We start from the raw sequence: 23,647 nt of genomic DNA, 5'->3' as shown, positions 1-23,647 counted from the left end.
ACGCTAGCGTAATGCAAGCGCCGCCGTGGTCGGTTGCGGCCCTGACTGCCCACGTGCCTGAGCCAGCAACTGATCCACCACCGCATTCAACGCCTGGCTGTTGCTTGCCCCGCCTTCGCGCGCCTGCCGCAAACAAGCCAGCTGTAGATCGGCGCTGCTGCCCTCGCGCAGAATACGTTCAGCTCGGTTGAATGCCCATTCAGCGTCAAGGGTCTGAGCGGGGTAGCAGCATTGCAGTTGCGATAGCCAGCCAAGCGCGGTGACCGGTTGCTGCTCATGGACCCCGATGAATTCAGCCAGGCGCCCATAGCGCAGCGCGCGCCAGTAGTTTTCCTGGGTCACCCAGCGCAGTTCACGGCTGATGGGGGCGACCTGATGAGCCGATTGCAGGCAATGTTCCACCAGATGGCGGAACAGGCCGGCCAGGCACAGAGCGTCTTCAAGGTCAGGGCAAGCATCGCAGATGCGAAGTTCCACGGTCGGGAAACGCCGGGAAGGCCTTATCGCCCACCAGAAGTCTCCATCCGGGGCCAGCGCGCCGGTGCGCTGCAGCAATGCCCGTAAACGTTCGTAAGCGGACCAGTCCTGCAAGGACTCCGGCAGCCCCATATGCGGCCATTCTCCGCAAATCACCCGGCGATAGCTCATGTAGCCGCTCGCTTGGCCCATCCAAAACGGCGACGACGCACTCAATGCCAGCAGCAACGGCAGCCAGTACAGCACGCGATTGATCAACTGCATGCGGTCATGCCCCGGCGGCACGCCGACGTGCACATGCAGCCCGTTGAGCAGGCTGCGACGAGCGACATGCCGATAATCTTCGAACAGTTGCTGATAATGCGCTGTTGGCCTGGCCTTCTGGCGCAGCCACGGTGCATTGGGATGGCTGGCTGCGCAGTACAGGCCCGCACCTTCTTCGGCCAGCGTTTCAATCAGCCGCGAACGGCTATCGAGGATGAACCTGCGCGCTTCCAGGAGATTGCCGAACACAGGGGATGCCAGCTCGATTTGGCTTAGGAACATCTCGTCGGCGAAGTGCTTGCCCAATACCTTGCGACAGCGCTGGGTGACCTGGGTCGAGGGCGTTGTCAGCACCCGCCTGCTGGCCAAGTCCAGTAGCAGGTATTCTTCTTCGATTCCGAATGTGCAGGCGCGATACATGGCATCAGGCACTGCGGTTTACGGTCAGCGCCACTGCGGCGATGCGCTCGACGTGCTCGTAGCCCGGCTCATGCAGCTGTTCACCGAAAACATCGGGATCCACTTCACGGTATACCCACGCCCATTCCGGCCCGGCCAATCGCAGGCGAATCGCTTCGAGCAACGGGTCGCGACCTTCAACAATCGCCACACCGGTGTACAACAGCAAGGCGCCACCAGGGCTCAGACGCTCGCACGCCTGGTCGACGATGCGCAATGACAACTGCGCACCCAGGCTTCCCCCGCCATGGCGGTAGGTACGCTGACCGGCATCCAGCATGTACGGCGGGTTAGCGACGATCAGATCGAAGTTGCCGCTGATTCCGTCAAGCAGGTCGCTGGACTGGATCGATACATTGCTTACCCCAGCCAGTGCTGCATTGATGGCGGTGTAGCGCAAGGCCAGTGGGTTGATGTCGACCGCCGTCACCTGGGCGTGCTGGGCAGCGCGAGCGATCACCAGGGCGCCGACGCCGCTGCCGCAGCCAATGTCCACGGCGTGTTCGACGCGCAATGGGCTGTGTTGCAGGTGGTCGTGTATGACCTGGGCAAAGCGGTAGCTGTCCGGGCCGAAAAACACCGCGTCATTGGTATCGGTGGGATAGGCGGAATGCACCAGCAGCATGTCGTCGAGGCTGGACCAGCGAATCTGACTACGCAGCAGTTCGCTTTCCTCTGACAGCACTTGCGCACTTCGCAACTGGTCCAGCTCATCGTTCGATATCAGCGAAGCAGCGAAGGGCCGACTCCAGCCAAACACATCGCGCAGGTTGCGCGCCTGCTCCGTGCCCTGCCTGGCGTTGTTTCGGGCATGGGTGGCGGGCGTCACGCAGGTGAAGCGATAGCCATCTGCACGCAGGCGCTGCCCCAGCCGTAGCAACGCTTCGTCAGCCTGAACTTGCTGGGGAGTGAGCATCATCAGTGTGGGCTCTCCTGGGCGAGGCCGGTAGCCTTGAGGTATGCACGGGTAGCTCGCAGGCCGTCCGGCAGGGCATGGCGTTTACCTGCCATACAAGCAAGCAGGGTATCGATGTCGGCGGTGGCTTCGCGCGCTGGCATCGCCAACGTCTGGTTCAGTTCAGCTTCCCAGGCGCCTGGCGGTACCCGGCGCTGGGGCGTTTGCCAGCCGTCAGCGATCCAGTCATGCCAGAGCTGCTTTTCATAGGCATTGAACACGCCGAACATGGGCGCGCCAGGGCCATTGATGAGCGACCACCATCGGCTGCCGGCGGGATCTTGCCCACGCTTGATCCAGCCCTGCGCCTGCAAGGCTTGCAAGAATGCCGGCATCGCCTCCGGGTCGGCCAACCACTGGTTGACCGTACGTTGCTGTAGACGGCAACGGTCGGCGTGCATGAACTGGCCGAACACACGCTTGCGTGCCAGTAGCGCCATGAGCTGTGCTTCAAGGTCGAAGCGACTGATCAGGGTGGGCGTGTCAGTGCCCAGATCGTTCAACCGGTAGCCATGCCGTACCCGTTGATAAAATGCCTCGGCGTTGTCCGTTGGACATAATTGATGGACGGCATGAATGGCTTTGCTGGCATGGCCGCTGGCAGCGTTGTCGATGGTGACGTGCAACTGGAAGTAATAGCCATCGATGCCCAGTTCAGCGAGTTCATGTGTCGTGATCAGCAGATGCAATGGCGGCTGTTCATAGCCAAGGTTGTAGCCGATCACTTCAGGCAGAAAATCATCCGTGCACAAGCCCAGCGCCAACTGAAGCGCCCCTTGCAGGTAACGTTTGTCGTCCAGCTCGAAGGGCTCCAGGCAACCCAGTCGGCTTAGCAGGCGCTGGTAGATGAGCACATGGTTGCAGCGCGGATCGCCTTCGCCAAGCTCCTCAAGGTAGGTGCGAATCAGGCCATGAAAGCGCGGATCCTGCCAATGGCGCAAAGTGCCGAAAAGCCAGGCACCGTCCACGGCCTTGGTCGGCGCGACCTGCTGAATGAACCACAACGCCTGGGCGCGGTTGGCGAAATATCGACGAGGGGCGCCCTGGCGGCGCTGCTCAAGGTACTCGGCATGATCGGCAGCCACTTGCGTGGCATGTCGCGCGCTCCATGCATGCAGTTGATCCATGCTGTCTGGCAGATCATCCGGGCGGGCATGGGTCAGCGAAAGTTGTTCAGCCAGCCATGGGTGAATGCCATTGGCGTCGCCGTTCAACAAAGACTCATAGCGATTGGCGAGGGAAACGTGCGCGGTCGGTGCCGGCGTCAGGGGTAGGCTGTTGCGAGACAAGACCGTCATACCGCCCTCCTCGTCTGCTTACTGACTCTGGCCTTCGCGCGGCATCGGCTCAGGGCCAGGTGCAGGTTGTGGTGCAGGTTTTTCGGTGTTCTGCTGCATCTGCAACGAGGGCTTGCTCTGATCAGCATCCTTGGCCGGATGGTCGCTGTCACGATCGAAGCAGCCGCCGACAAGGGTCAGGCTGCCGAGTAAGGCGAACAATGGAATCAAACGCATGGGAAATCCTCGTGCCGGGGTGAATCGCAGTGCCAGGTTGCCCCGACACTGCGCTGCGTCACTTACGAGCGCCCGCCTTTGCGGCTGGTGTCGTTGGTGTGGCCACCACCGGACTGTTGGCCCCCTTTGCGACCGGCTTCGGATGCCTTCTCGCGGTCATTGGCGAAGTTACCAGGATTTTTCGAACCGCCCTGGCTGCCATGACCTGCCTGGCTGCCGGCACTGCCCTTATCTTTCTTGTCCATGGTGCGAAACCTCATATGACTTCGGGATGCACGGCGAAAACGCCGTACATAGTGTCGGAGTTCCGCGATATCCAAGGATTCGCTTTATTGCGATGGGTTCGGACCGGTGGCATTAAATAAGCGGCGGTGGAGTATTTGGTGCGCTAGCGGATGTTGTGCTTTCACTGTCCAGTTGCCGCTGCCGGCCTCCCAGCCAGGCCCCGGTCAGTCCCCAGCCCAAAGCGATTGCTGCGCCTATGATCATGGCCAGCTGCGGATGCTCGCCCAACACATCGAGCCCGCGCTTGACCCATCCGCTGACCGCATCGCCGCCGCGGTAAACCACCGTATCGATGAAGTTCTTGGCTTTGTACTTATCTTCAGCTGGCAGCACAGTAAACAGCATCTCGCGCCCCGGGCGCACAAGGGCGTACTCGCCAGCGCGGCGCACCACCATCACCACCACGAACACGGCGAACACCGGCGCCAAGGCCAACCACAGGAAGCCTGCCGCCATTACCAGCGGCACTACCACCAGCAGCACCCCTACGCCCATACGTCTGGCCAGGCGGCCGGTGATGAACACCTGGGTAAGAATGGCCAGGCCCTGTACCACGCTGTCGATCAAGCCGAATACCTGGGTCTGGCGGGTGCGATCGGTAAAGGTCTCGCTGACGATCCGCGCCTGCTCGAAGTAGAGGAACGTGCTGACGCTGGCGAGCAGCACCACGAACAGGGCGATCCCCAGCAGATACGGTGAACGCATCACCGCAGTTGCGCCTGCAAATGGATTGCCGCCCAGGGGTTTGGAGGCTGGATGGTCGCTGTGGGCCGGCAGCGGATGGCGATCACGCCAGCGCTGAAGGTAAGCCGCCGCGCCAATGCTGCCCATCAGGAACAATCCTGCCAGCACCACAAGGCCAGCATGGCCCAGCGGTGCGACCAGCAGTGTGCCGAGGATCGGCCCGCTCAGGCCGCCCAGGCTGGCCCCTGCCGCGAGCAGTCCGAACAGGCGCTTGCCTTGTTCGGTGGAAAACAGGTCGGTCAGTACGCTCCAGGCGAGGGATATGGTCAGCAGGTTGAACACCGACAACCAAATGTAGAAGGCACGTGCGTTCCATAGATTGTCGGGGTCGCGGGCAAACAGCGCGGCGAACACCAGCAGGTTGCTGGCGAAGAACCCATAGGTCCAGGGCAGAATCTGCCGCCGGCGCACCCTTGACGCCAGCCAACCGAACAACGGCAGGCACACCAAGGTGGCGATGAACGTACCAGTGAACAGCCATTGCAGGTTTTCCACGCCGCCTGCCACGCCCATGGTTTCGCGTACCGGCCGCAGCATGAAGTAGCCAGTGAACAGCAGGTAGAACAGCGCCAACCCGGCGACCACAGCCGGCCCTTCTCCCGGTTGGACGTTCAGCCCTCTGCGCCAGTTGATCATGACGTCAGGAGAACTGCTGTATCAGCGTCTGTTGCTGCGCCTGCGTCAGCAAAGGCTCCTGTCCGGCCTTGAGCTGGTCGAGCTGGCGCTCGGGGCGGCCGGTGGCAGGGATGACCGTGGTTACGGCTGGGTGGCTGATGGCAAATTTGAGGAACAGTTGTGCCCAACTACCAATTCCTGCCTCCGCTGCCCAAGGTGGAAGGGGCTGATCCTTGACCTTGGCAAACAGGCGCCCGTCGTCGAATGCGCGATTGATCAGCACGGCAACGCCTTTGTCCTGGCACAGAGGTAGCAGTTCACGTGCCGCTTGTGGCGCATTGACCGAATAATTGATCTGGATGAAGTCCAGCGGCTCGCTGCGCACGATACGTGCGACTTCGTCCTGGCCGCTGTTCAAATAGTGGGTGATACCGACGTAGCGGGTCTTGCCCTGTTGCTTGAGCTCGCGGGCGTAGGGCAATTGCGTCTGCCAATCGCGCAGGTTGTGGATCTGCAGCAGGTCGACCTTGTCGGTTCGCAGGCTTTCAAGGGTACCGGCCCATTGCGCTTCGGCATCGGCGCGACTGTCGGCGGCGATCTTGGTGGCAATGAAGCACTGCCGGTGCCAACCGCCCTCCTCCAGCAGCTGGCCGAGAATGCTGTCGGCACCGCCATAATTCGGCGAGGTGTCGATGACCTTGCCACCACCGTCGAAAAACGCCTTGAGTACCACCTTGAGCTGCTGGTACTCGGCCGAGCCGGCCTGGACTTCGAAGCTGCCAGAAGTGCCGGCGCCAATAACCGGCAAAGCCTCGCCCGTGGACGGTATTTTGCGGGTCAACAGGCCACTGGAGGGAGCAGCGCGCAGCCAAGGGGCGGTGGCGAGCAGGCCTAAAGCCGCCCCGGCGCGTAGGACATCGCGACGTGCATACATGGAAAGGCTCCCGTCATAAGTCGGAAACTTTCAAGGCTAGCCGCTCTATCGCGCGCAGGTCGCTGATTCTGTATCTGGATGTTTAGTGACTAGGCTTGCAGCAGCAAGCTGAGGTCAAGGCCTGTCTCGCTCATCGGCGGACACCAGTAATATCCGCCCGACAGCGGGCGACTGAAGCGGTACAGGCCATCGATGATGCCGTCTTCAAGGCCACTCATACGCCGTAACTGCACTTCAAAAGCATCAAAGCTGTGGCCAAGGGCAACGAACGCCAGGCCTACGCCACGGCTGTCGGCCCAGGCCACCGAGCGGCGTACCATGAAAGCCTCAGGCTCAAAGCTTTCCTGGGCGGTGCGCTTGACGTGGGCCGATGCCGGGGCGTCGTCCAGCTCTTCGTTATCGCTCAGACGACGGCCGATGATGTTGTCCTGATCGGCTTGCGGCAGCGATTTGAAGTATTCAAGATCGTGCTTCCACAGTTGGAAAGCAGCAAAACTGGAGCCCGCCAATCCAGGCTGCTGCGTGGCAACGATCGCCGCCTCGATGGCATCTTGGTCGACTGGGTTTTCAGTGCCATCCTCGTAGCCGGTCAGGTCATGCCCGCCGCGGTGCAAAAAGCCGTCGACGCTGTCGGCCAGGCGCAGCGCGGGCGCCAGGGCGTTTTCCAGTGCCTGTGCCTGCAACAGCAAATCGCCACGCTCATTGCCGCGCAGCCACAGCCACAGCGCGTGCTGGGTACTGGGGTTCTCTACCGCTGCATCCAGCTGCGGGAAGGCACGCAGGCCCGGGACTTCACGGCCCAGGGCCTTTGCCAGAGGCGCGCCGATGCCGGCGATCAGGTGCTGGCCATCGACCTGCGGCAGCAGAATATCCAGCGCTGCTGGCAGTGCCTCAGGCGAGTGCAGGGTGAAAAACAGGTGGCGGGCGTGGGCCGGCACCGGAGTGGCAAGCAGACCTTGCTGGAACGGCATGACAGGCGAATCCTCGGCAAAAGCGCGAATGCTACTGCGCGATGCCTTCAGTCGCAACGCGGCAAGGCTGCTCCGGTAACAAAAGGTTACCAAGTACTGGCGCATTGCAATTAGCTATCGTTCAGGCCCGGCCTAGACTGCTTGGATCCCCCGTCCGAGTGACCGCCAATGACCGCCTCGCCCTTGCTGACCGCTTTCCTACCTTTGGCCCTGGGCATCATCATGCTCGGCCTGGGCCTGTCGTTGACCTTGGCCGACTTCGCCCGTGTGGTGAAGTACCCCAAACCGGTAGTGGTCGGTCTGGTCTGCCAGATACTGCTGCTGCCGCTGGTGTGCTTCCTGATTGCCAATGGCTTTGGCCTGGAATCGGCGCTAGCCGTTGGCCTGATGCTGCTGGCGGCTTCGCCAGGCGGGACCACCGCCAACCTGTTCAGCCACCTCGCCCACGGCGATGTGGCGTTGAACATCACCCTGACCGCAGTCAACTCGTTGATCGCGATCCTGACCATGCCGCTGCTGGTGAACCTGTCGCTGGCGTGGTTCATGGAATCTGATCAGGCAATCCCGCTGCAATTCGCCAAGGTCATGCAAGTGTTCGCCATTGTCCTGCTGCCGGTCGCTCTGGGTATGCTGATTCGCCGCTGGGCGCCCGCCTTTGCCTCACGCATGGAAAAGCCCATGAAGCTGGTGGCCGCGCTGTTCCTGGCATTCACCATCGTGCTAGCCCTGGCCAAGGACTGGCAAACAGTCGTTGCGTACGCCCCGGTGGTGGGTTTGGCGGCGTTGCTGTTCAACGTGATCAGCCTGGCGGTCGGCTACTGGGTGCCGCGGCTGTTGAGCATCCCCAAGCGCCAGGCCATCGCCATCGGCATGGAAATCGGTATCCACAACGGCACCCTGGCGATCGCCCTGGCGTTGAGCCCGTCTTTACTGAACAACGCGACCATGGCCGTGCCCGCTGCGCTTTACAGTCTGATCATGTTCTTCACGGCGGCAGCGTTTGGCTGGTGGGTCAGCCGAGGGCAGTCAGCGGTTGCGCCAGAAAGCAACATGGTGAATTGAGGCGCTAGCGGCGGTTGCGCCGGGCCTGCAGCTGGCGCTTGAGCACGTTCAGCGGTGGTGCATAAAAGAAGCCGAACGACACGCTGCCGGTACGGCCCTTGATCGCATGGTGCAGCCGGTGCGCGCGATGCAGGCGTTTGAGGTAGCGATTGAGGGGGCGTGGTTTTCGCGGCCAGTGCCGGTGAAAGAAACCGTCGTGGGCCAACACATACAGCACCCCATACGCCGCGACACCGCCGCCCACCCACTGCAATGGCGCATGGCCGGCTTTGCCCAGCGCCACCAGCCCGGCAGCGATCAGGCCAAGGGCCAGCAGGTACAGGTCGTTGGTTTCGAGCATGCCCAGGTGGGGTTCGTGGTGCGAGCGGTGAAGCCACCAGCCCCAGCCATGCATGATGTATTTGTGCGCCAGCGTGCCGACCCCTTCCATGGCCACCAAGGTGCCGATCAGCACGAAGAGATTGAGCAACATGCAACGTGTCCGGAAGATGGCAAAGAGTCGCGCAAGGGTACCGAGTACCGGCTATTTTTTCCACGCGGCATTGACCGGCTGCAGGCGAACCGGTTGATAATGGCGCGCTTTCAAGGAGCGCTCAGTGTTGATACGCCCAACTCGCCTTAACGATGTACCCAGTCTAGCGGCCATCGAGCGGTCGGCCGCGGGCGCGTTCGCTCAGTTGCCTGGCATGGCTTGGTTGGCCGAGGGTGAAGTGCTGGACCCAACGAAACATCGCTCCTTCATCGCCGCAGGAAGTAGCTGGGTAGCCGAAAGCGCTGACGGGCACTTGTTGGGCTTTATTTGCGCAAGCATAGAAGAACCGGTGATGCACGTGCAGGAACTGTCCGTGCGGCGAGAGGTGCAGGGCCAAGGCATAGGTCGACAGCTGTTGGATCAGGCGGCCAGCGAGGCGCGACGTCTGAAGATGCACGAACTGACGTTGACAACCTTTTCCAATGTGCCATGGAACGCGCCGTTTTATTCGCGATACGGGTTCGAGGTGATTGCCCAGTGCGCACTAAGCCCTCGATTACGCGACCTCTTGGCGACGGAAAACGATCATGGCTTGCAAGACAGATGTGCAATGCGTTTGCTGCTTGCATAACCCGGCAACTGCCTCAGCCCAGACTCATCGCCATCCCGCCAGCGACGGTATAACTATCTCTGCCCTGCCGCTTAGCTTTGTACAATGCCCCATCAGCTGCGGCCATCAAGCTCTCCTGGTTACATGAATCAATAGCCGGGTGGCCAACGGCAATTCCCGCGCTCGCGGAAACACGGCCCAGTGGGCTGGCGGTATGTTCAAGCATCTGCCGGCGCAGCAACTGCAGTATCTCCTCGACCACCAGCACCGCACCTTGCACATCGGTATTGGGCAGCAGCACGGTGAATTCCTCGCCGCCATAACGCACCGCGAGATCCGCCGGACGCTTCAACGCCTGCTGCAACAGTTCGGCGAAGCGGCGCAGGCATTGGTCGCCTGCGGGGTGGCCGTAACGGTCGTTGTAGAGCTTGAAGTAGTCCAGGTCGAGCATCACCACGGCTAGCGCATAGCCCTGACGCCGTGCTCGTCGGATTTCGGCTTCGAACACTGCATCGAGCCTGCGGCGGTTGCCCAGGCCAGTCAGGCTGTCGGTCAAGGCGAGTGACTTGAGCGTTTGATGCGCCCGGTGCAGCGCCCGTTCGATGGCAATTCGTTCACGCAGTTGGCGCAACACGACCCAGCCGAATGCGCCTAACCCCGCCAATAGCAACAGCATCACTGCGGCCGACTTGATCATGTCGTGGCGCCAAGGCGCGATGATCGACTCCCGCGACAGCCCAGCCTCTACCACCAGTGGATAGCTCGCCAACGCGCGATAGCCATACAAGCGTGGCGTGCCGTCAACCACTGCCACCGCCTCGGCCACACCTTCGCTGGCGTAAGGCAGGTGTTTGCGGAAAATCTCGCTGTTGGCCAGGCTACGGCCTATCACCTGCTCGACGAATGGGCGACGAACCAGAATGGTGCCGTCGCGCTTGGCCAGTACCAGCGCGCCCCGTTCATCAATTTTGAAGTCGCCGTAGTAACGCACGAACCAGTCAACTTTGATGGTCCCCAGCAATACACCGGCAAAACTGCCATCTGGGTTATCCAGCCTGCGCGAGATGGGAATGATCAGGTCACCAGTGGAGCGGCTGCGCACCACTGAGCCAATTCGCACTGCGCGGTCGGTATGGGTGCGGTGGAAGACGAAATAGTCACGGTCGCCATTGTTGGCGTTTGCAGGGATAGCGGCCTGATCGGTGACGATCCAGCTGCCATCCGGCGCGTACACGAACAACCCATGCAACTGCGGCATGATTGCTTTTTGTTGCGCCAACAGGGCGTGCAGGCGCGGCCGGTCGAGGTGGTCAAAGCCATCACCTTCCAGACGCTCGGCCAACGCGGCGGTAATGGCATCCACCTGGCGGATGGCATCTTCAGCGTGCTGGGCGGTCGCCCTGGCCAGATTGCTGACCATGTTTTCGGCGTTGCTGAAAGCGTGCCGGTAGTCGCGCCAGATGCGCCAGCCTTCGATCATCACGAAGGTCAGCATCACTACTGCCATGAAGGTCAGTACCAGGCGAAACAACGCCAAAGCCCGCCCTTCGCTGGTTACCGCGAACAGCCCGTCTTCATCCTGTTTCCTGGCCGCACCCATGGAAGTCCTTGCCCTCAAGCGTTTGCCGCCTTTCACTATAGTTCAGCGCCGCTTGCGCGTACCCAGTTCGATCCAGGTTGGCGCGTGATCGCTGGCTTTGGGTTCGTTGCGCACCCAGGCGTCCACGCCCCCGGCCTTGAGATACGGCGCAAGCGCCGGGTTGAGCAGCAGATGGTCGATGCGTAGCCCGGCGTTGCGGGCCCAATGGTTGCGGAAATAGTCCCAGAAGGTGTAGATGCGATCTTCTGGATAAAGGCGGCGAATGGCATCCGTCCATCCCTGATCGAGCAAGGACTGATAGCACTTGCGTGACTCGGGCTGTAACAGCGCATCCTTGAGCCAGGACTTAGGGTCATAGATGTCGAAATCGGTCGGCACCACGTTGAAGTCACCCGCCAGCACCGTGGGATGACCGTTGCTCTGCAGTTCTCGCGCATGGGCATTCAGGCATTCGAACCAGCGCAGCTTGTAGTCGAACTTCGGCCCGGGCTGCGGGTTGCCGTTCGGCAGGTACAGGCAGCCGACCAACACACCGTGCACCGCTGCCTCCAGATAGCGGCTCTGGCTGTCGTCCTCCATGCCCGGCATTCCCCGCCGCACCTCGAGCGGCTGGCTGTCGCGCGCCAGGATCGCCACCCCATTCCAGGATGGCTGTCCATGGTGCAGGTAGCCATACCCCGCAGACTCGATCGCTTCACCAGGGAACTGCGCGTCGGCCGCCTTGAGTTCCTGCAGGCAGGCTATATCGGGCTTTTCCCTTTCCAGCCAAGCCAAAAGACCAGGCAGACGGCTACGGATGCCATTGATATTGAACGTGGCGATGCGTAGCGCTTTCATGCGTCCGGGTCTTCCACGTGGGCCTGTACCGCGTCTTGCAGGGCACCGACATGGGCTTCATCCGCCAAGGCCTTCAGTGCCAGCCAGTCATCCCAGTCGATGGCGCCGTCATCGCGCAGCGCTTCTGCCGTGCGCACCAGTTCGTGATGGTAAGCATCCGGCGACTGTCGACGGTAGCTGTCATCGTCGTACTGCGCATACCAGGCCTCAAGCTCGGGAATACTGCGTTCAATGCTCATCTTCAGCCCCTTCGCGGCAACCTTTGAATGTGTGAGCGTCGACCCCTGGCAACGTTCAACCCCGTTGCCGCAGTGGTCGGCCCGCAGGCAAAAAAATTAAACCTATTGGCCTGGGCACGGTTCAACCGTACGCGACACTGAGGTCGCGCCACCGAAAGCAAGGAGTGAGACATGAGCAATCTGTTCATCAAGCGTGCAGGTTTGTCGCTGATTCTCGGCATGGCATCGCTGCAGGCAATGGCCGCATCCTCCGATGATTTCGTCGATGCCGCCACGGAGGCCGGCATCGCCGAAGTCGTCACCGGCAACCTGGCAATGGAAAAAAGCCAGAACGCCGAGATCAAGGCTTTCGCCCAACAGATGGTGACCGATCATACCAAAGCCAACCAGAAACTCGGCGACATCGCGCGCAAGCTGGATATCAGCGTGCCTGATGAAGCCGCGCTGACCGACAAGGTCAAGAAGATGATCCTCGAATGGCGCGAAGAGTCGTTCGACAAATCCTATGTCAACAACCAGGTCGACGCCCACGAAAAAGCCGTGGAACTGTTCAAGAAAGAGGCCGCATCGTCCGACAAGGCCGAGCTGAAAGCCTTCGCCAGCGAAACCCTGCCTACCTTGGAACATCATCTGGAGCAGGCCAAGGCACTTCAGACCAAGCATGGCAAATAGCCGGAGGAGACTCATGACTGACGATACATTGCGTAGCGAAATTCTCACCCGGCTCTTGCATGCGCACCCGCACGGGTTGGGCAAGGAAGTACTGGACAACTATCGCGGTGAAAAGGCTGTCGCTGATGTGCTTGTTACCCTGCAAGACCACGGATTGATTCAGGACGGCAGCGTGACGGTCGAAGGCGATCAGCCACTAAGCGTCAGTTATCCCATCAAGCTGTCCGCATCAGGTGTAGAGGCAGCAAAGAAGATAGATAGCTAAACACGGCACCGCTCCCGCAGTCGCCTGACGCGGGAGCGTGGCGTGCTCTGTATCATGGGGCCGCCTGGGCGTTTGTGGCCTTATCGCGATTTTGTAATTGATCTTCAAGAAACTGTAGTTGCCTGCCCTGCTCCGCGCATAGCGCGCGCTTGTCCTCTAGCGCCTGACCTTGCGATTGCAACTGCCGACGCATCTCATCGCTGGCTCCTTGTGCCTGCGCCAGGATGGTACGCAGGCCTTGAATCTGCGTGTCGCGCTGCTCCAGCAACTCATCGAGCGCCTTGCGTTCGCTGCTCGCCTGGCGATGCTCCCCGAGCAGTCGCTCATTATCCCGGTGCAGGCGGGTCAGCTCATCCTGCTTGACGACCATCCCCTGCTGCAGCTGGCGCAACTCGACCTGTAGCTGTTGCACCTGCGCCTCATGGCGACGCAGCTCCTGTTCGCGCTGTTCGCGGCTGGCGCTGCGGTAATGTTCCAGGGCATCGCGAGCGTGGCGGTGCTTTTCTTCCAATGAGCGAATCTGTTCATCCTTGTCGGTTAGGCGCAACTGAAGCTCACCAAGCGCCTGATTGAGGCTGGCCCCTCGCAGCTGCTCGGCTTGCAGTGTGCTCTGGGTGGCGTTGAGTCGCTCCGATTCTGCAGCCAGCGCAGCGGCCTGTATCTGCTGTTGCTGATGCGCAGCGGCCAGTGCCTGCTGGGCCACTTGCAGTTGTGCCTGGAGCTGTGCGCGATGTTCGTTGAGTGCAGCTTCGGCCCGCTCGACGCAAGAATCCGCCTCTTCCTGCAGTTGCTCGGCCAACTGCACCACGAGCTTGGCCAGCGTATCGCTGAGCGCAGGCGTGCCCTGCAGCGCGGCGGGCTTCTGCTCCTCGAGCTCTTTGAGATAGCGATGGATCGTGGTCTTTGAGCCCGTGTTGCCCAATTCGATACGTACCGCGTCGATGCTGGGGTACTCGCCCCGGGCGATCAGCACCTGCCTTGCCTGCTGGACTACCGCCTTGTTGATACCGCCCCGGGCCATGTTTGCTCCTACGATTTCGTGTTGTGTTACGTACTATGTAATTACGTATGGATTTTGTCTTTTTACACCGCGCCCTACAAGCCGTTTCTAAGGTGTAATAATCACGGCTTATCGCATGAGATGTCTTAAAAAGCCGATTTCAAGAAAGCTGTAGCGGAAGGGGCAGTACGAAAGGCGCTGAAAGCGATGTTGCGGTCGCCTTGAAGTCAGGTAGCAGTTGAGTCCACCATGGACAAAATGGCTACGTAACTAACCCTGGCTCAAGATGATCATCGAAAATTACAAGGCAATCGCCGATAGCATTGCGCTGCTGCTCTTCCCTCACGCTGAAGTCATCGTTCACGAGGTGCAGAGCCAGACCGTGATTCACATCGCCAACAATTTCTCCAAGCGCAAGATTGGCGACGACTCGGCGCTGGACCTGGAGCTGGGCGACTTTCGCAACGCCGCCAAGCTCGGCCCTTACGAAAAGCTCAACTGGGATGGTCAGAAGATCCGTTCGATTACCACCGTGCTGTACAACTCGCACGGTGAGGCCGAGCACCTGCTGTGCATCAACCTGAACTTCTCGGTACTGGAGCAGGCGCGCGAAGCGCTGGATGCGTTCTTCCAAATCAGCCGCCTGGTGCCGCAGCCCGATGCGTTGTTCAAGGATGACTGGCAGGAGCGCATCAACACCTTTCTTCACGCCTGGCTCAAGGAACGCAGCCTGTCACTGCGAACCCTGAGCATGAAAGAGAAGCGCGCACTGGTGGAGGCACTGCATGCCGAAGGTGCCTTCACGGGCCGCAGCGGCGCCGACTATGTGGCCAATGTGCTGAGCATGGGGCGTGCGACGGTATACAAATACCTGAAGGAACTTCGCGATCCGTCCACGTCTTGATCGCTAGAGACATTGAGTCTATTGTGGACGAACAATCCACATGCGGACTTGAATTGTCATGGTTGTCGATGCCCAATCCCTATCTTCCCTGTATCAAGCGATCGCCGAAGCCCACCAGGCACTGCGCCCCGAGGTGAGTGTCACCCCGCTTACTTATAGCGCTGGGCTTTCGGCGACAACCGGGTGCAGCGTGTACCTGAAATGCGAGCACCTGCAACACACGGGCTCGTTCAAATTTCGCGGGGCCAGTAACAAGATTCGCCTGTTGCCAGCCGAACAACGCAGGTTGGGCGTCATTACCGCCTCTTCCGGCAATCATGGCCAAGCGCTGGCGCTTGCCGGCCAGGTGATGGGGGTGCCGGTCACCGTTTACACCACCACTTCAGCGTCTGCCTACAAGCTCGGTGCTATTCGTGCACTCAGTGCCGAAGTGATCAGTCTTGACCTGGACCCACTGGGCGTCGAGTTGGAAGCTGCACGGCAAGCTGAGATCCAGGGCAAACCCTTTGTCTCGCCCTACAACGACCCAGAGGTCATCGCCGGCCAGGGCACCATCGGCATGGAGTTGTTCGAGCAAGCCCCGGACCTGGACGCAGTGTTCGTTGCAGTGGGTGGCGGTGGCATGATCTCGGGCATCGGCGCGGCATTGCGCGCGCAAAACCCCGGCATCGAGATCATCGGCTGCTGGCCGGCGAACGCCCCAACGCTGCAGCGCTCACTGGAAGCCGGGGAAATCATTGAAATGGAGGAAGACGACACGATCTCCGATGGCACAGCCGGCGGAGTCGAACCCGGCTGCATCACCTTCCCGCTTTGCCAAGCGCTGGTGACCCGCACCGTGCTGGTCAGCGAAGCAGAGATCAAGGCTGCGATGGGCGATGTCGCCAGCGGTGAGCGCTGGATCATCGAGGGCGCGGCGGGTGTGGCCGTAGCCGGTATGAAGAAGCTGGCTGAAGACTACCGTGGCAAACGCGTTGCAGTGGTCATCTGCGGGCGCAACATCGTGCTCGAAAAATTCCTTGAGGCGGTCAAATGAAGATCTTCACCAAAGAGCAGATCATTGGCCTGCTCGACACTGACCTCGCAGTGCGACGTCTTGAGGAAGGTTTCATTGCCTTCTCCAACGGCAAAGTCCAGGTTCCGCCGACTCAGGCGTTCACATTCCCCCAGGCCAACGGCGACTGCTGCATCAAGTCTGCACACGTCGCGGGCAGTGACACCTTCACGGTAAAAATATCAACCGGCTTCTACGACAATCCCGGCAAAGGCCTGCCAAGCAATGACGGCCTGATGATGGTGGTATCGGCGACCACTGGGCAACCCATCGCCCTACTTCAGGATGAAGGCTGGCTGACGTGCATCCGCACTGCGCTGGCCGGGCGCATTGCTGCCCGCATTCTGGCCCCGGCAAACGTCAAAGCCATCGGCATGCTGGGCACCGGCACACAGGCGCGGATGCAGTTGGAGCAGTTGGCTGCCGTCACTCCTTGCCGCAAGGTGATCGCTTGGGGGCGCAGTGACTTCCAGCTTGCAGCCTATAAAACGTTCGCCAGCGGTCTCGGCTTTGAAGTCGAGGTCACGCGCGATGCTGAAGTGGTTGCGCGCAATGCGAACTTGATCGTCTGCGCAACGCCATCGCGTGAGCCGCTGTTACTCAGCGAATGGGTGCAACCGGGCACCCATATCACCGCAGTAGGTACCGACGCACCGGGTAAGCAGGAGCTTGACCCGGCGCTGGTCGCACGGGCTGATCGCATCATCGTCGACGCGCTCAACCAAAGCAGCCAGTACGGCGAAGTTTCCCATGCGCTGAACGCTGGCTTGATCGGCGAGCAGCAGTTGACTGAGCTGGGTGCCCTGCTCGAAGGCCGCGTACCCGGTCGGGACGACGACGAGCAGATCACGCTGGTCGACCTAACGGGGGTGGCTGTCCAGGACGCACAGATTTCAGGCTGTGTGCTCGCCTCACTCAACAGTCAATCAACCCTGTGACAGTTCAACCTGCGCCGCTGCAGGCTTAACCGACGCTTTTTTCTCCTGCACCACGATGTAAAACTCCTCGCCGTGCTTGACCGCGCCGTACAGCACGGCCTTTTCGATCAGCTCGCTGCCGCGCAGGTGGCGCAGCATCATCGGGTCTTTGCGCAGGTCGCGATACAGCGCCAAACACAGCAACACCATCACCAGCACAAAAGGCAGCGCCACGACGATCGTCAGGTTCTGTAGGCCCGTCAGCGCCTGGCCTGGGTTACCTGGGTCGCCGATGGCCAGCATGATGGCGGCAACCGTGCCGGTCAGTGCACCCCAGAAAATAACCGTGGCACGCGCGGGTTTTGCGGTGCCGTGCTGGGACAAAGTGCCCATCACCAGCGATGCTGCATCGGCCCCGGAGACGAAGAAGATCGCCACCAGGATCATCACCAGCACGGAAGTCGCCGATGCCAGCGGGTAGCTGTCGAGCAGTTGATACAGGGTGTGATTGCTGTTCACCGCCCCGTCGATCAGCACGAAGCTGCCCTCGCGCAGGGCGTCGATGCCGGCACCGCCGAAAATGCTGAACCACACCAGGCTGACCAGGCTCGGCACCAGCAGCACGCCACTGACGAACTGGCGGATGCTGCGCCCGCGGCTGATGCGAGCGATGAACATGCCGACAAAGGGCGTCCAGGAAATCCACCAGGCCCAATAGAACACTGTCCAGCTGGCCAGCCAGCTGTCCATGGCATCGCCGCCACTGGCGCTGGTGCGCGCCATCATTTCAGGCAGCAGCTTTATATAGACGCCGATCGACGTGGGCAGCAGATTGAGCATCAACAGCGTAGGGCCAACCAGAAAGACGAATAACGCCAGCGCCAGTGCCAGCACCATGTTGGTGTTGGACAGCCACTGGATGCCTTTGCCAATGCCAGACACGGCCGACGCGACGAAGGCGATGGTCAGCAAGGTGATGAGGGCGATGTAGAACAGCTTGCCCGGCTGTTCGATCCAGCCGTTGTATTCCAGGCCGCCAGCAATCTGCAGCGCGCCGAGCCCCAGCGACGCCGCCGAGCCGAACAGGGTGGCGAAGATCGCCATCATGTCGATCACCCGGCCGACAGGGCCGTTGGCATGCTTGCCGATCAACGGCCGGAACGCGGTGGAGATCAGTTGTGAGCGGCCGCGGCGAAAGGTGCCGTAGGCAATCGCCAAACCGACGATGGCGTACATCGCCCAAGGGTGCATCGACCAATGAAACAACGTGGTCGCCATCGCCACCTGCAGGGCTTCATCGGATTGCGCCGCGGCACTCCCCGGTGGCGGGCTGACGAAATGCGACAGCGGCTCGGCGACGCCGAAGAACATCAGGCCAATGCCCATGCCGGCGCTGAACATCATGGCGACCCAGGACACCGTGCGAAATTCCGGCGCTTCGCCGTCACGCCCCAGCGGAATTCTGCCGTAGCGGCTGGCCGCCAGCCACAGCACGAAAATCACGAACACGGTCGAGGTCAGCACGAAGAACCAGCCGAAGTTGACGATGACCCAGGACTGAGCCGTTGAAGCACTGGCTGCGAGGCCCGCCTGATTGACGAGACCCCAGAGGATGAAGACGATTGCCAGCAGGCTGGTAATGCCGAACACCGCCCAATCGAGCTTGCCTTCGCGGTGGCGGTCCTGCCGGGCCTCGGCAGTCTTGGTCGGGTCGGTGACGCCGAGCGCCGGTGTTTCAACGTTCTCTTGCGTTGCCATCAATGGGCCCTTTTCGGTTTTGCTGCAGGCTTTTGTAGTTGTAATTGCTAGCGATGCCTACTCAAAAACCGGGGACGGCCCAAGAGAGGCCGTTTGATTATCCAGTGCCCGAAACGACGACCCCTATTCCAGGACCGTCCTGCTACATCCAATGCGCGACCTGTCGGTCACGTATCTACCTGGCAGGCGTTACCACGCCCTCAAACCCCATTTGCCAAAAGTCGGCTTCCAACCGCGAGGCCTGGCCAAAGACTGCTGCCAGCTCAACGAACCGCTGCTCGGTCATGCTCCGCGCGGCCAGTTCATCCAGGTGCTTGCGTGCTGCCGCGGCAACGCCCTGGTAGCCTTCACCGGCATACTCGCCTATCCATTCCCGGTACGGGTGATTGCTCAGATCACCGATCCGCTCCGCCAGCGTGCGGCCAATTTCGGCGTAGCCGATCACGCACGGCGCTAACGCCACATGCAGTTCCAGCAGATCGCCCGCAGCGCCGCAATCGAGTACATAGCGGGTGTAGGCGACCGTGGCCTGATGCTCCGGCGCCGCCTCGATATCGGCCTGCGTCAGCCCCCAACGAGCGCACAGGCGCAGGTGCAGTTCGGTCTCGTCAAGGATCGCCGCCAGGCCGGCCTGGGCAGCGCGGATGTCGGCTGGCAGGCGGCTCTTATAGGCAGCCAGCGCCCAGGCGCGGGCGAACTGGATGAGGAACAGGTAGTCCTGCACCAGGTAGGTCCGGAAGGCTTCCTCGCTCAGGGTGCCCTCACCCATCTGCCGGACGAAGTCGTGGTCCACATAGCTGGACCACTGCGCGGCGGTGGCGGCCTTCAGGCGCTCGAAGATATCCATGCTCAAGCCTCCTCGTCGTAGATGGCGTCGAAGAAGGCCAGCTCCAGGGCCACGGTACGCGCATAGAAATCGCGGCTCAGTTCTGCTTCCTGCGGCCCTACCCGGTCGAGTTCGGATTGCAGGAAGGCGACAAATTCGGCAAACGCCGGGTTGTCGTGCAGGGTAATCCACTCTGCGTGCACGAAATTGGCCGGCAGCGGTTTGGCGGCCCGCGTCGCCCAGTCCAGGTACAGACCCTCCGCTACGTTCAATACCGCCAGCGCAGCTGCATAGGAGCGGGTGGCCGCCGCCTCGCGCATGATCGCCTTGAAGCCCGCTGTGGGCAGCGTGTCCTCAGGTCCCATACGCTGCTCTGGACTTACGTCCAGTGCCTCGAAGGCGCGCAGGAAATAGGTGTTTTCATCGCTGGAAATCATCCCGGCGAAGCGGCCGAACCGCAGCCGAGCCTCGAAGGTGTCGGCAGTGGCGATGGCGGCGCCCAACAAGGTCAGGAAGCTGTCGAGAAAACGATGGTCCTGGACCAGGTAGCGGACCATGATCGGGTCCGCCACGCTGCCGTCGCAGAGCTCGGAGACGAAGCGGTGGCCGACGGCAGCCGACCAGGTCGGTTGGTTCTGTTGGCGCAGGGTTTCGGTGAAGCGTTCGGTCATGATGCTGCCCTCCATTGGGGTGACAGCGAGACCGTTATGTTGGGGCATGAAGCGGCCTCGCAATGAGGCCGGCAAAAAGGCAGGTCGGCAGTCCCATCCCTTCGCCGGCATGATCCGGATCAGGTTCTAAGGGTCACCGCGCTGCGATGCCAGCGGTCTCTCAGCCCGTTGCCGGACTCCCCTTGGTGGGGTGCAGGTATACAGCAGCTGAACAGCGTTTGTCACGAGGTAGCCCCCCACAAATGGCCCTGCACGCTGCGGCTCGGAAAAATAAAGGCATTTAGCCACCAGTCATGAACCTGTCATCTGCCTGTCGTATTTTTCGACCATCACCCAGGGTCGGGAATGCCAGCTGTGATACGCCGTTTTCTCTCGTCTGCAGGCCTGTTACGCCTGTTGATACTGGTGCTCTGCGCAGCCACCCTGACGTTCCTCTGGGGGCTGCACTTTACTCAGAAGGGAGCCGCGCGCCAGGATGCACTGTCGGCGAAGGCCGCCGAACACCTGAACCTCGCAAGCATCGTCGGCGAAAGCCTGCGACAGTTGGTCGACCGCGCCCAGGCCGTAGGCCGGGTTACCCAGGACGACATGAAAGTGCTGCGCCAGGGCAACCTGAGCCTGGCACGGCTGCTGGCCGAAGACCCGGTATTCAAACGCATGAGCCTTTATGACCGGAACGGGCGGCTGCTGTCGGCAAGCCATGGCGATGAAGCCCCAGAGCTGCCGGAGGACTGGCTGCAGCAGCTCAAACTGCATGTCGCCCATTACGGTTTCAAACCGTTCCTGCCTCGCATCACCCCAACGCTTACACCGACCGCCATGCCGAACTGGCGCCTGCCCTTCCTCTTGCCGTTGACCAACCTGCCCGGCCGCGAAATCGACAACATCCTCGTGGTACAACTCGATATCGGCTACCTCGCCGTGCTGTTCCAGCACATCGACCTGGGCACTACCGGGTTGATGCGCCTGTTACAGGATGACGGCCAGGAACGCCTGCGTATCGACACCAGTGGCGTGGTCGTGGCCGGTGATGAATTCGAGCCTGGCCTGCCGACGCCGGGCAGCGAGTCCGGGCTACTGGTCCAGTACGCCGCCGGCAACCCCTTCCAGAGCCTCTACCGGCGCATCGACGAGCGCGGCTTCAGCATCATCGTCAGCCAACGCTATGACGAGATTCTCGCCCCCACGGCCCTGGCCTATTCTCGCCAGTTCTGGCTGAACCTGAGCATGACCCTGATGATCCTCGTCAGCCTGGCCTGGACCCTGCGTCTGTTAGGCAAGCGCCAGGAGGCTTTCAGCGCCCTGGAGCACGCGCAGCAGGTCAATCAGCAGTTGATCGTGCGCCTGGAGGACGAACACCGGCGCAGCAGCCACGCCGCCGCCACCGACCACCTCAGCGGCCTGCACAACCGCCGCCAGTTCGTCGAGGTGGCAGGTCAGGCACTGACACGCCAACGTGGCAAACGCCGGCTGATGGCGATCCTGTTCATCGACATGGACCGCTTCAAGTCGATCAACGATTCGCTTGGGCACAAGATCGGCGATCTGCTGCTGCAGGCCGTGGCTGGGCGTATTCAGCGCCTGCTCGAACCGGGCGACGAGGCTTCACGCTTTGGGGGCGACGAATTCGTCGTGCTGCTGGCGGGCGAGCGCAGTGAAGCGCAGATCAACAGCTGGGTGCACAACCTGGTGCAGAAGCTCTCGGCCACCTATGCCCTGGACGGCCAGGAGGTCAACACCAGCCCCAGCGTCGGCGTCAGCATCTGCCCGCGCGACGGCCAGGATATCGACAGCCTGATCCGCTGCGCCGATGCCGCCATGTATTCGGCCAAGCAGGCCGGGCGCGCCCAATACCGCTTCTTCGACCCGTCGCTCAACCTTGCCGACATCCAGGCCTTCACCCTCGAACAGGCCTTCGGCAGCGCCCTGGCCGAGCGCCAGTTCGTGTTGCATTACCAGCCTCAGATTCGCCTCGACACTCACCAGGTGCTGGGCTACGAAGCACTGGTGCGCTGGGATCATCCAGAGTTCGGCCTGCTCTACCCGGACCGTTTCATCGGCCTGGCAGAACGCAGCGGTTTCATCATCGAACTGGGTTGGGAAGTGTTGCGTCTGGCCTGCGAAGAGCTGGCACGCTGGGACGCACAGGGCCGCGAAACCCGACTGGCAGTGAATGTCTCGGCGCTGCAGTTGCGCCAAGCCGACTTCAGCACTCGCCTGCTGGCCAAGTTGCAGCTGTACGGGATTGCCCCAGAACGACTGGAGCTGGAAATCACCGAGACCACCATTCTCGACCCCGAAGGTACTGCGGTCGACCATCTGCACCGCCTGCGTGCCGCTGGGCTTGGCATCAGCCTGGACGATTTCGGGCGCGGCTATGCCGGCTTCGCGCACTTGCAGTCGCTGCCCCTGAGCAAGCTGAAGATCGACCGCTCGCTGATCGCCCCGTTGTCCAACAGTTACGATGACAGCCCGATCGTTTCCTCGACCATTATCCTCGCCAAGCGCCTGGGCCTGGAGGTCGTTGCTGAAGGCGTCGAGACCCGTGAACAGGTGGTGTGCCTGAAAATTGCCGGCTGCGACATCGCCCAGGGTTATCACTTCAGCCGGCCGCTGTCGCCAGCGCAATTGCGCGAGTACCCGCCCTTCAACGGCCTGGAAGAGAAACCATGCGTGCTCTGAAAACCCTGGCCGGTCTATTGCTGGCCAATCTACTCGCAACCGCCGCCCTGGCCGACTGCACGCCACGCAGTCTGCGCCTGGCAGTGATTCCGATCAAAAGCAGCGAAGCGATGGTCAGTGATCATCAGGCGTTGCTGCAGCGCCTGAGCCACGCCGTCGGGGTGCCGGTGGAACTGATGATCGCCACCTCTTACGAAAGCGTGGTCGATGCCATCGTCTCCGGCGGTGCCGACATCGCCCGGCTCGGCCCCGCCTCTTACGTCCTTGCCCAGCGTCGGGACCCGAGGATCGAACCCTTTGCCACCTTCACCCTGAGTGCCGGGCCTTTCACCGCAGCCGGTAACCATTACCAGGCGCTATTGTTGACCCGTGCCAACAGCCCTGACGGCATCGACACGCTGCGTGGCAAGCGCCTGGCCCTTAGCGACCCGGCCAGCACCTCGGGCGGCCTGGTACCCAGTGTGGAGTTCGCGGCCCAGGTGGGCGCGCCATTGCCAAAGTTCTTCGCCTCGCTGGTGTATGCCGGCAACCATGACAACGCGCTGCAAGCGCTGCTGGACGGTCGTGTCGATGCGGCCTTCGTCGCCAGCGAACGCGCCGATGCCTACCTGGCTCGACACGCGATGGCACCCAGCTCTCTCAAGGTGCAGTGGCGTTCAAAGCCAATCTACTACGACCCATATGTGTTCAGTGCCAGCCTGTGTCCGGCGCTTAAAGAGCGCATTCGCAAGGCGATGCTGGAAGACCCTGGAGCCCTCGCGGCGTTCGTCGCCTCGCAGGATGCCAGCGGGCTGGTGCCAGTGAGCCGGGCCGAGTACGAACCGTTGCGGCAACTGATGGATGTCGCGGTGCCGCACTGA

Annotated in this window: 25 protein-coding genes and 1 riboswitch; of the genes, 9 read left to right on the top strand and 16 right to left on the bottom strand. The window is 61.5% G+C overall.

Translation table 11 applies throughout. The annotated features are described in order from the left end of the window. Positions 1-3 precede the first annotated feature (3 nt). From ACIQUF_RS03850 to ACIQUF_RS03815, 8 genes are all read right to left on the bottom strand, one after another. Complete coding sequence (locus tag ACIQUF_RS03850) at positions 4-1,161, bottom strand: carboxylate-amine ligase (protein WP_403128891.1); 1,158 nt, start codon at positions 1,159-1,161, stop codon at positions 4-6. Between the two features lie 4 nt (positions 1,162-1,165). Next, entirely contained in the window at positions 1,166-2,119 is a 954-nt protein-coding gene (locus ACIQUF_RS03845) for a methyltransferase (RefSeq protein WP_403128637.1), read from the bottom strand. Continuing rightward, positions 2,119-3,453 carry an iron-containing redox enzyme family protein gene (locus ACIQUF_RS03840; protein ID WP_403128636.1) on the bottom strand — a complete coding sequence of 445 codons (1,335 nt, stop codon included), beginning with the start codon at positions 3,451-3,453 and terminating at the stop codon, positions 2,119-2,121. The genes ACIQUF_RS03845 and ACIQUF_RS03840 overlap by 1 nt, the downstream gene beginning before the upstream one ends. A gap of 18 nt (positions 3,454-3,471) precedes the next feature. Beyond that, positions 3,472-3,669: a hypothetical protein gene (locus ACIQUF_RS03835; protein WP_403128635.1), complete on the bottom strand. Its 198-nt coding sequence runs from the start codon at positions 3,667-3,669 to the stop codon at positions 3,472-3,474. 62 nt (positions 3,670-3,731) lie between these two features. Continuing rightward, a complete protein-coding gene (locus ACIQUF_RS03830) occupies positions 3,732-3,914 on the bottom strand; it encodes a general stress protein (RefSeq protein WP_400800801.1) in 183 nt (60 codons plus the stop codon). A gap of 112 nt (positions 3,915-4,026) precedes the next feature. Further along, the gene (locus tag ACIQUF_RS03825; RefSeq protein WP_403128633.1) at positions 4,027-5,334 is read right to left on the bottom strand and encodes an NTP/NDP exchange transporter; all 1,308 of its coding nucleotides are present in this window, start codon (positions 5,332-5,334) and stop codon (positions 4,027-4,029) included. 4 nt (positions 5,335-5,338) lie between these two features. Continuing rightward, on the bottom strand, positions 5,339-6,247 hold the full coding sequence (locus tag ACIQUF_RS03820) for an aldo/keto reductase (RefSeq protein WP_403128630.1): 909 nt from the start codon (positions 6,245-6,247) through the stop codon (positions 5,339-5,341). Positions 6,248-6,336: 89 nt separating this feature from the next. Further along, positions 6,337-7,218, bottom strand: a complete 882-nt coding sequence (locus tag ACIQUF_RS03815; RefSeq protein ID WP_403128628.1) for a Dyp-type peroxidase — start codon at positions 7,216-7,218, stop codon at positions 6,337-6,339. A gap of 168 nt (positions 7,219-7,386) precedes the next feature. Between ACIQUF_RS03815 and ACIQUF_RS03810 the strand changes: the two genes are divergently transcribed. After that, positions 7,387-8,280 (top strand): bile acid:sodium symporter family protein, encoded by an 894-nt coding sequence (locus ACIQUF_RS03810; protein WP_403128625.1) that lies wholly within the window; start codon positions 7,387-7,389, stop codon positions 8,278-8,280. Positions 8,281-8,284: 4 nt separating this feature from the next. Here ACIQUF_RS03810 and ACIQUF_RS03805 read toward each other — a convergent pair whose 3' ends face one another. After that, a complete protein-coding gene (locus ACIQUF_RS03805) occupies positions 8,285-8,752 on the bottom strand; it encodes a sterol desaturase family protein (RefSeq protein WP_403128623.1) in 468 nt (155 codons plus the stop codon). Between the two features lie 124 nt (positions 8,753-8,876). On the opposite strand from ACIQUF_RS03805, the gene ACIQUF_RS03800 reads away from it, so the two are divergent. Then, positions 8,877-9,383: a GNAT family N-acetyltransferase gene (locus ACIQUF_RS03800; protein WP_403128620.1), complete on the top strand. Its 507-nt coding sequence runs from the start codon at positions 8,877-8,879 to the stop codon at positions 9,381-9,383. 13 nt (positions 9,384-9,396) lie between these two features. Here the strand turns inward: ACIQUF_RS03800 and ACIQUF_RS03795 are convergent, their stop codons facing one another. Genes ACIQUF_RS03795 through ACIQUF_RS03785 form a run of 3 tightly spaced genes read right to left on the bottom strand, consistent with a single transcriptional unit; the run spans position 9,397 to position 12,038 of the window. After that, positions 9,397-10,962 carry a diguanylate cyclase gene (locus ACIQUF_RS03795; RefSeq protein ID WP_403128617.1) on the bottom strand — a complete coding sequence of 522 codons (1,566 nt, stop codon included), beginning with the start codon at positions 10,960-10,962 and terminating at the stop codon, positions 9,397-9,399. Positions 10,963-11,004: 42 nt separating this feature from the next. After that, entirely contained in the window at positions 11,005-11,799 is a 795-nt protein-coding gene (gene xth / locus ACIQUF_RS03790) for an exodeoxyribonuclease III (protein WP_403128614.1), read from the bottom strand. After that, positions 11,796-12,038, bottom strand: coding sequence for a hypothetical protein (locus tag ACIQUF_RS03785; RefSeq protein ID WP_403128611.1), 243 nt, complete (start codon positions 12,036-12,038; stop codon positions 11,796-11,798). Before ACIQUF_RS03785 ends, xth begins: the two co-directional genes overlap by 4 nt. 171 nt (positions 12,039-12,209) lie before the next feature. On the opposite strand from ACIQUF_RS03785, the gene ACIQUF_RS03780 reads away from it, so the two are divergent. Then, a complete protein-coding gene (locus ACIQUF_RS03780) occupies positions 12,210-12,710 on the top strand; it encodes a DUF4142 domain-containing protein (protein WP_403128609.1) in 501 nt (166 codons plus the stop codon). 13 nt (positions 12,711-12,723) lie between these two features. After that, positions 12,724-12,975, top strand: a complete 252-nt coding sequence (locus tag ACIQUF_RS03775; protein ID WP_403128606.1) for a hypothetical protein — start codon at positions 12,724-12,726, stop codon at positions 12,973-12,975. Between the two features lie 52 nt (positions 12,976-13,027). Here the strand turns inward: ACIQUF_RS03775 and ACIQUF_RS03770 are convergent, their stop codons facing one another. Further along, positions 13,028-13,996 (bottom strand): DNA-binding protein, encoded by a 969-nt coding sequence (locus tag ACIQUF_RS03770; RefSeq protein ID WP_403128604.1) that lies wholly within the window; start codon positions 13,994-13,996, stop codon positions 13,028-13,030. 265 nt (positions 13,997-14,261) lie between these two features. Between ACIQUF_RS03770 and ACIQUF_RS03765 the strand changes: the two genes are divergently transcribed. From ACIQUF_RS03765 to ACIQUF_RS03755, 3 genes are read left to right on the top strand one after another with little or no spacing between them, the layout of a single operon-like run. Further along, complete coding sequence (locus ACIQUF_RS03765) at positions 14,262-14,879, top strand: transcriptional regulator (RefSeq protein ID WP_403128602.1); 618 nt, start codon at positions 14,262-14,264, stop codon at positions 14,877-14,879. Between the two features lie 58 nt (positions 14,880-14,937). Beyond that, a complete protein-coding gene (locus ACIQUF_RS03760) occupies positions 14,938-15,915 on the top strand; it encodes a threonine/serine dehydratase (RefSeq protein ID WP_403128600.1) in 978 nt (325 codons plus the stop codon). Then, complete coding sequence (locus ACIQUF_RS03755) at positions 15,912-16,871, top strand: ornithine cyclodeaminase family protein (RefSeq protein ID WP_403128596.1); 960 nt, start codon at positions 15,912-15,914, stop codon at positions 16,869-16,871. The genes ACIQUF_RS03760 and ACIQUF_RS03755 overlap by 4 nt, the downstream gene beginning before the upstream one ends. Here ACIQUF_RS03755 and ACIQUF_RS03750 read toward each other — a convergent pair. The 3 genes from ACIQUF_RS03750 to ACIQUF_RS03740 all read right to left on the bottom strand — a co-directional run bounded on the left by ACIQUF_RS03750 (position 16,860) and on the right by ACIQUF_RS03740 (position 20,105). Then, positions 16,860-18,608, bottom strand: coding sequence for a BCCT family transporter (locus ACIQUF_RS03750; protein WP_403128593.1), 1,749 nt, complete (start codon positions 18,606-18,608; stop codon positions 16,860-16,862). The two genes, ACIQUF_RS03755 and ACIQUF_RS03750, sit on opposite strands and share 12 nt — an antisense overlap. 175 nt (positions 18,609-18,783) lie before the next feature. Beyond that, positions 18,784-19,455, bottom strand: coding sequence for a thiaminase II (gene tenA, locus ACIQUF_RS03745; RefSeq protein ID WP_403128590.1), 672 nt, complete (start codon positions 19,453-19,455; stop codon positions 18,784-18,786). A gap of 2 nt (positions 19,456-19,457) precedes the next feature. Beyond that, positions 19,458-20,105 (bottom strand): TenA family protein, encoded by a 648-nt coding sequence (locus ACIQUF_RS03740; RefSeq protein ID WP_403128587.1) that lies wholly within the window; start codon positions 20,103-20,105, stop codon positions 19,458-19,460. A gap of 79 nt (positions 20,106-20,184) precedes the next feature. Then, positions 20,185-20,298: riboswitch (TPP riboswitch) on the bottom strand. 161 nt (positions 20,299-20,459) lie between these two features. On the opposite strand from ACIQUF_RS03740, the gene ACIQUF_RS03735 reads away from it, so the two are divergent. Both ACIQUF_RS03735 and ACIQUF_RS03730 read left to right on the top strand, forming a co-directional pair. After that, complete coding sequence (locus tag ACIQUF_RS03735; protein ID WP_403128889.1) at positions 20,460-22,787, top strand: EAL domain-containing protein; 2,328 nt, start codon at positions 20,460-20,462, stop codon at positions 22,785-22,787. Continuing rightward, positions 22,775-23,647, top strand: a complete 873-nt coding sequence (locus ACIQUF_RS03730) for a phosphate/phosphite/phosphonate ABC transporter substrate-binding protein (RefSeq protein ID WP_403128584.1) — start codon at positions 22,775-22,777, stop codon at positions 23,645-23,647. The genes ACIQUF_RS03735 and ACIQUF_RS03730 overlap by 13 nt, the downstream gene beginning before the upstream one ends.

Origin of the sequence: Pseudomonas sp. NPDC090233 (assembly GCF_044772285.1) — a bacterium.
Classification (GTDB): domain Bacteria; phylum Pseudomonadota; class Gammaproteobacteria; order Pseudomonadales; family Pseudomonadaceae; genus Aquipseudomonas.
The sequence above is the reverse complement of the archived record's forward strand: the minus strand, read 5'-3'. Positions and strand labels throughout refer to the sequence as shown.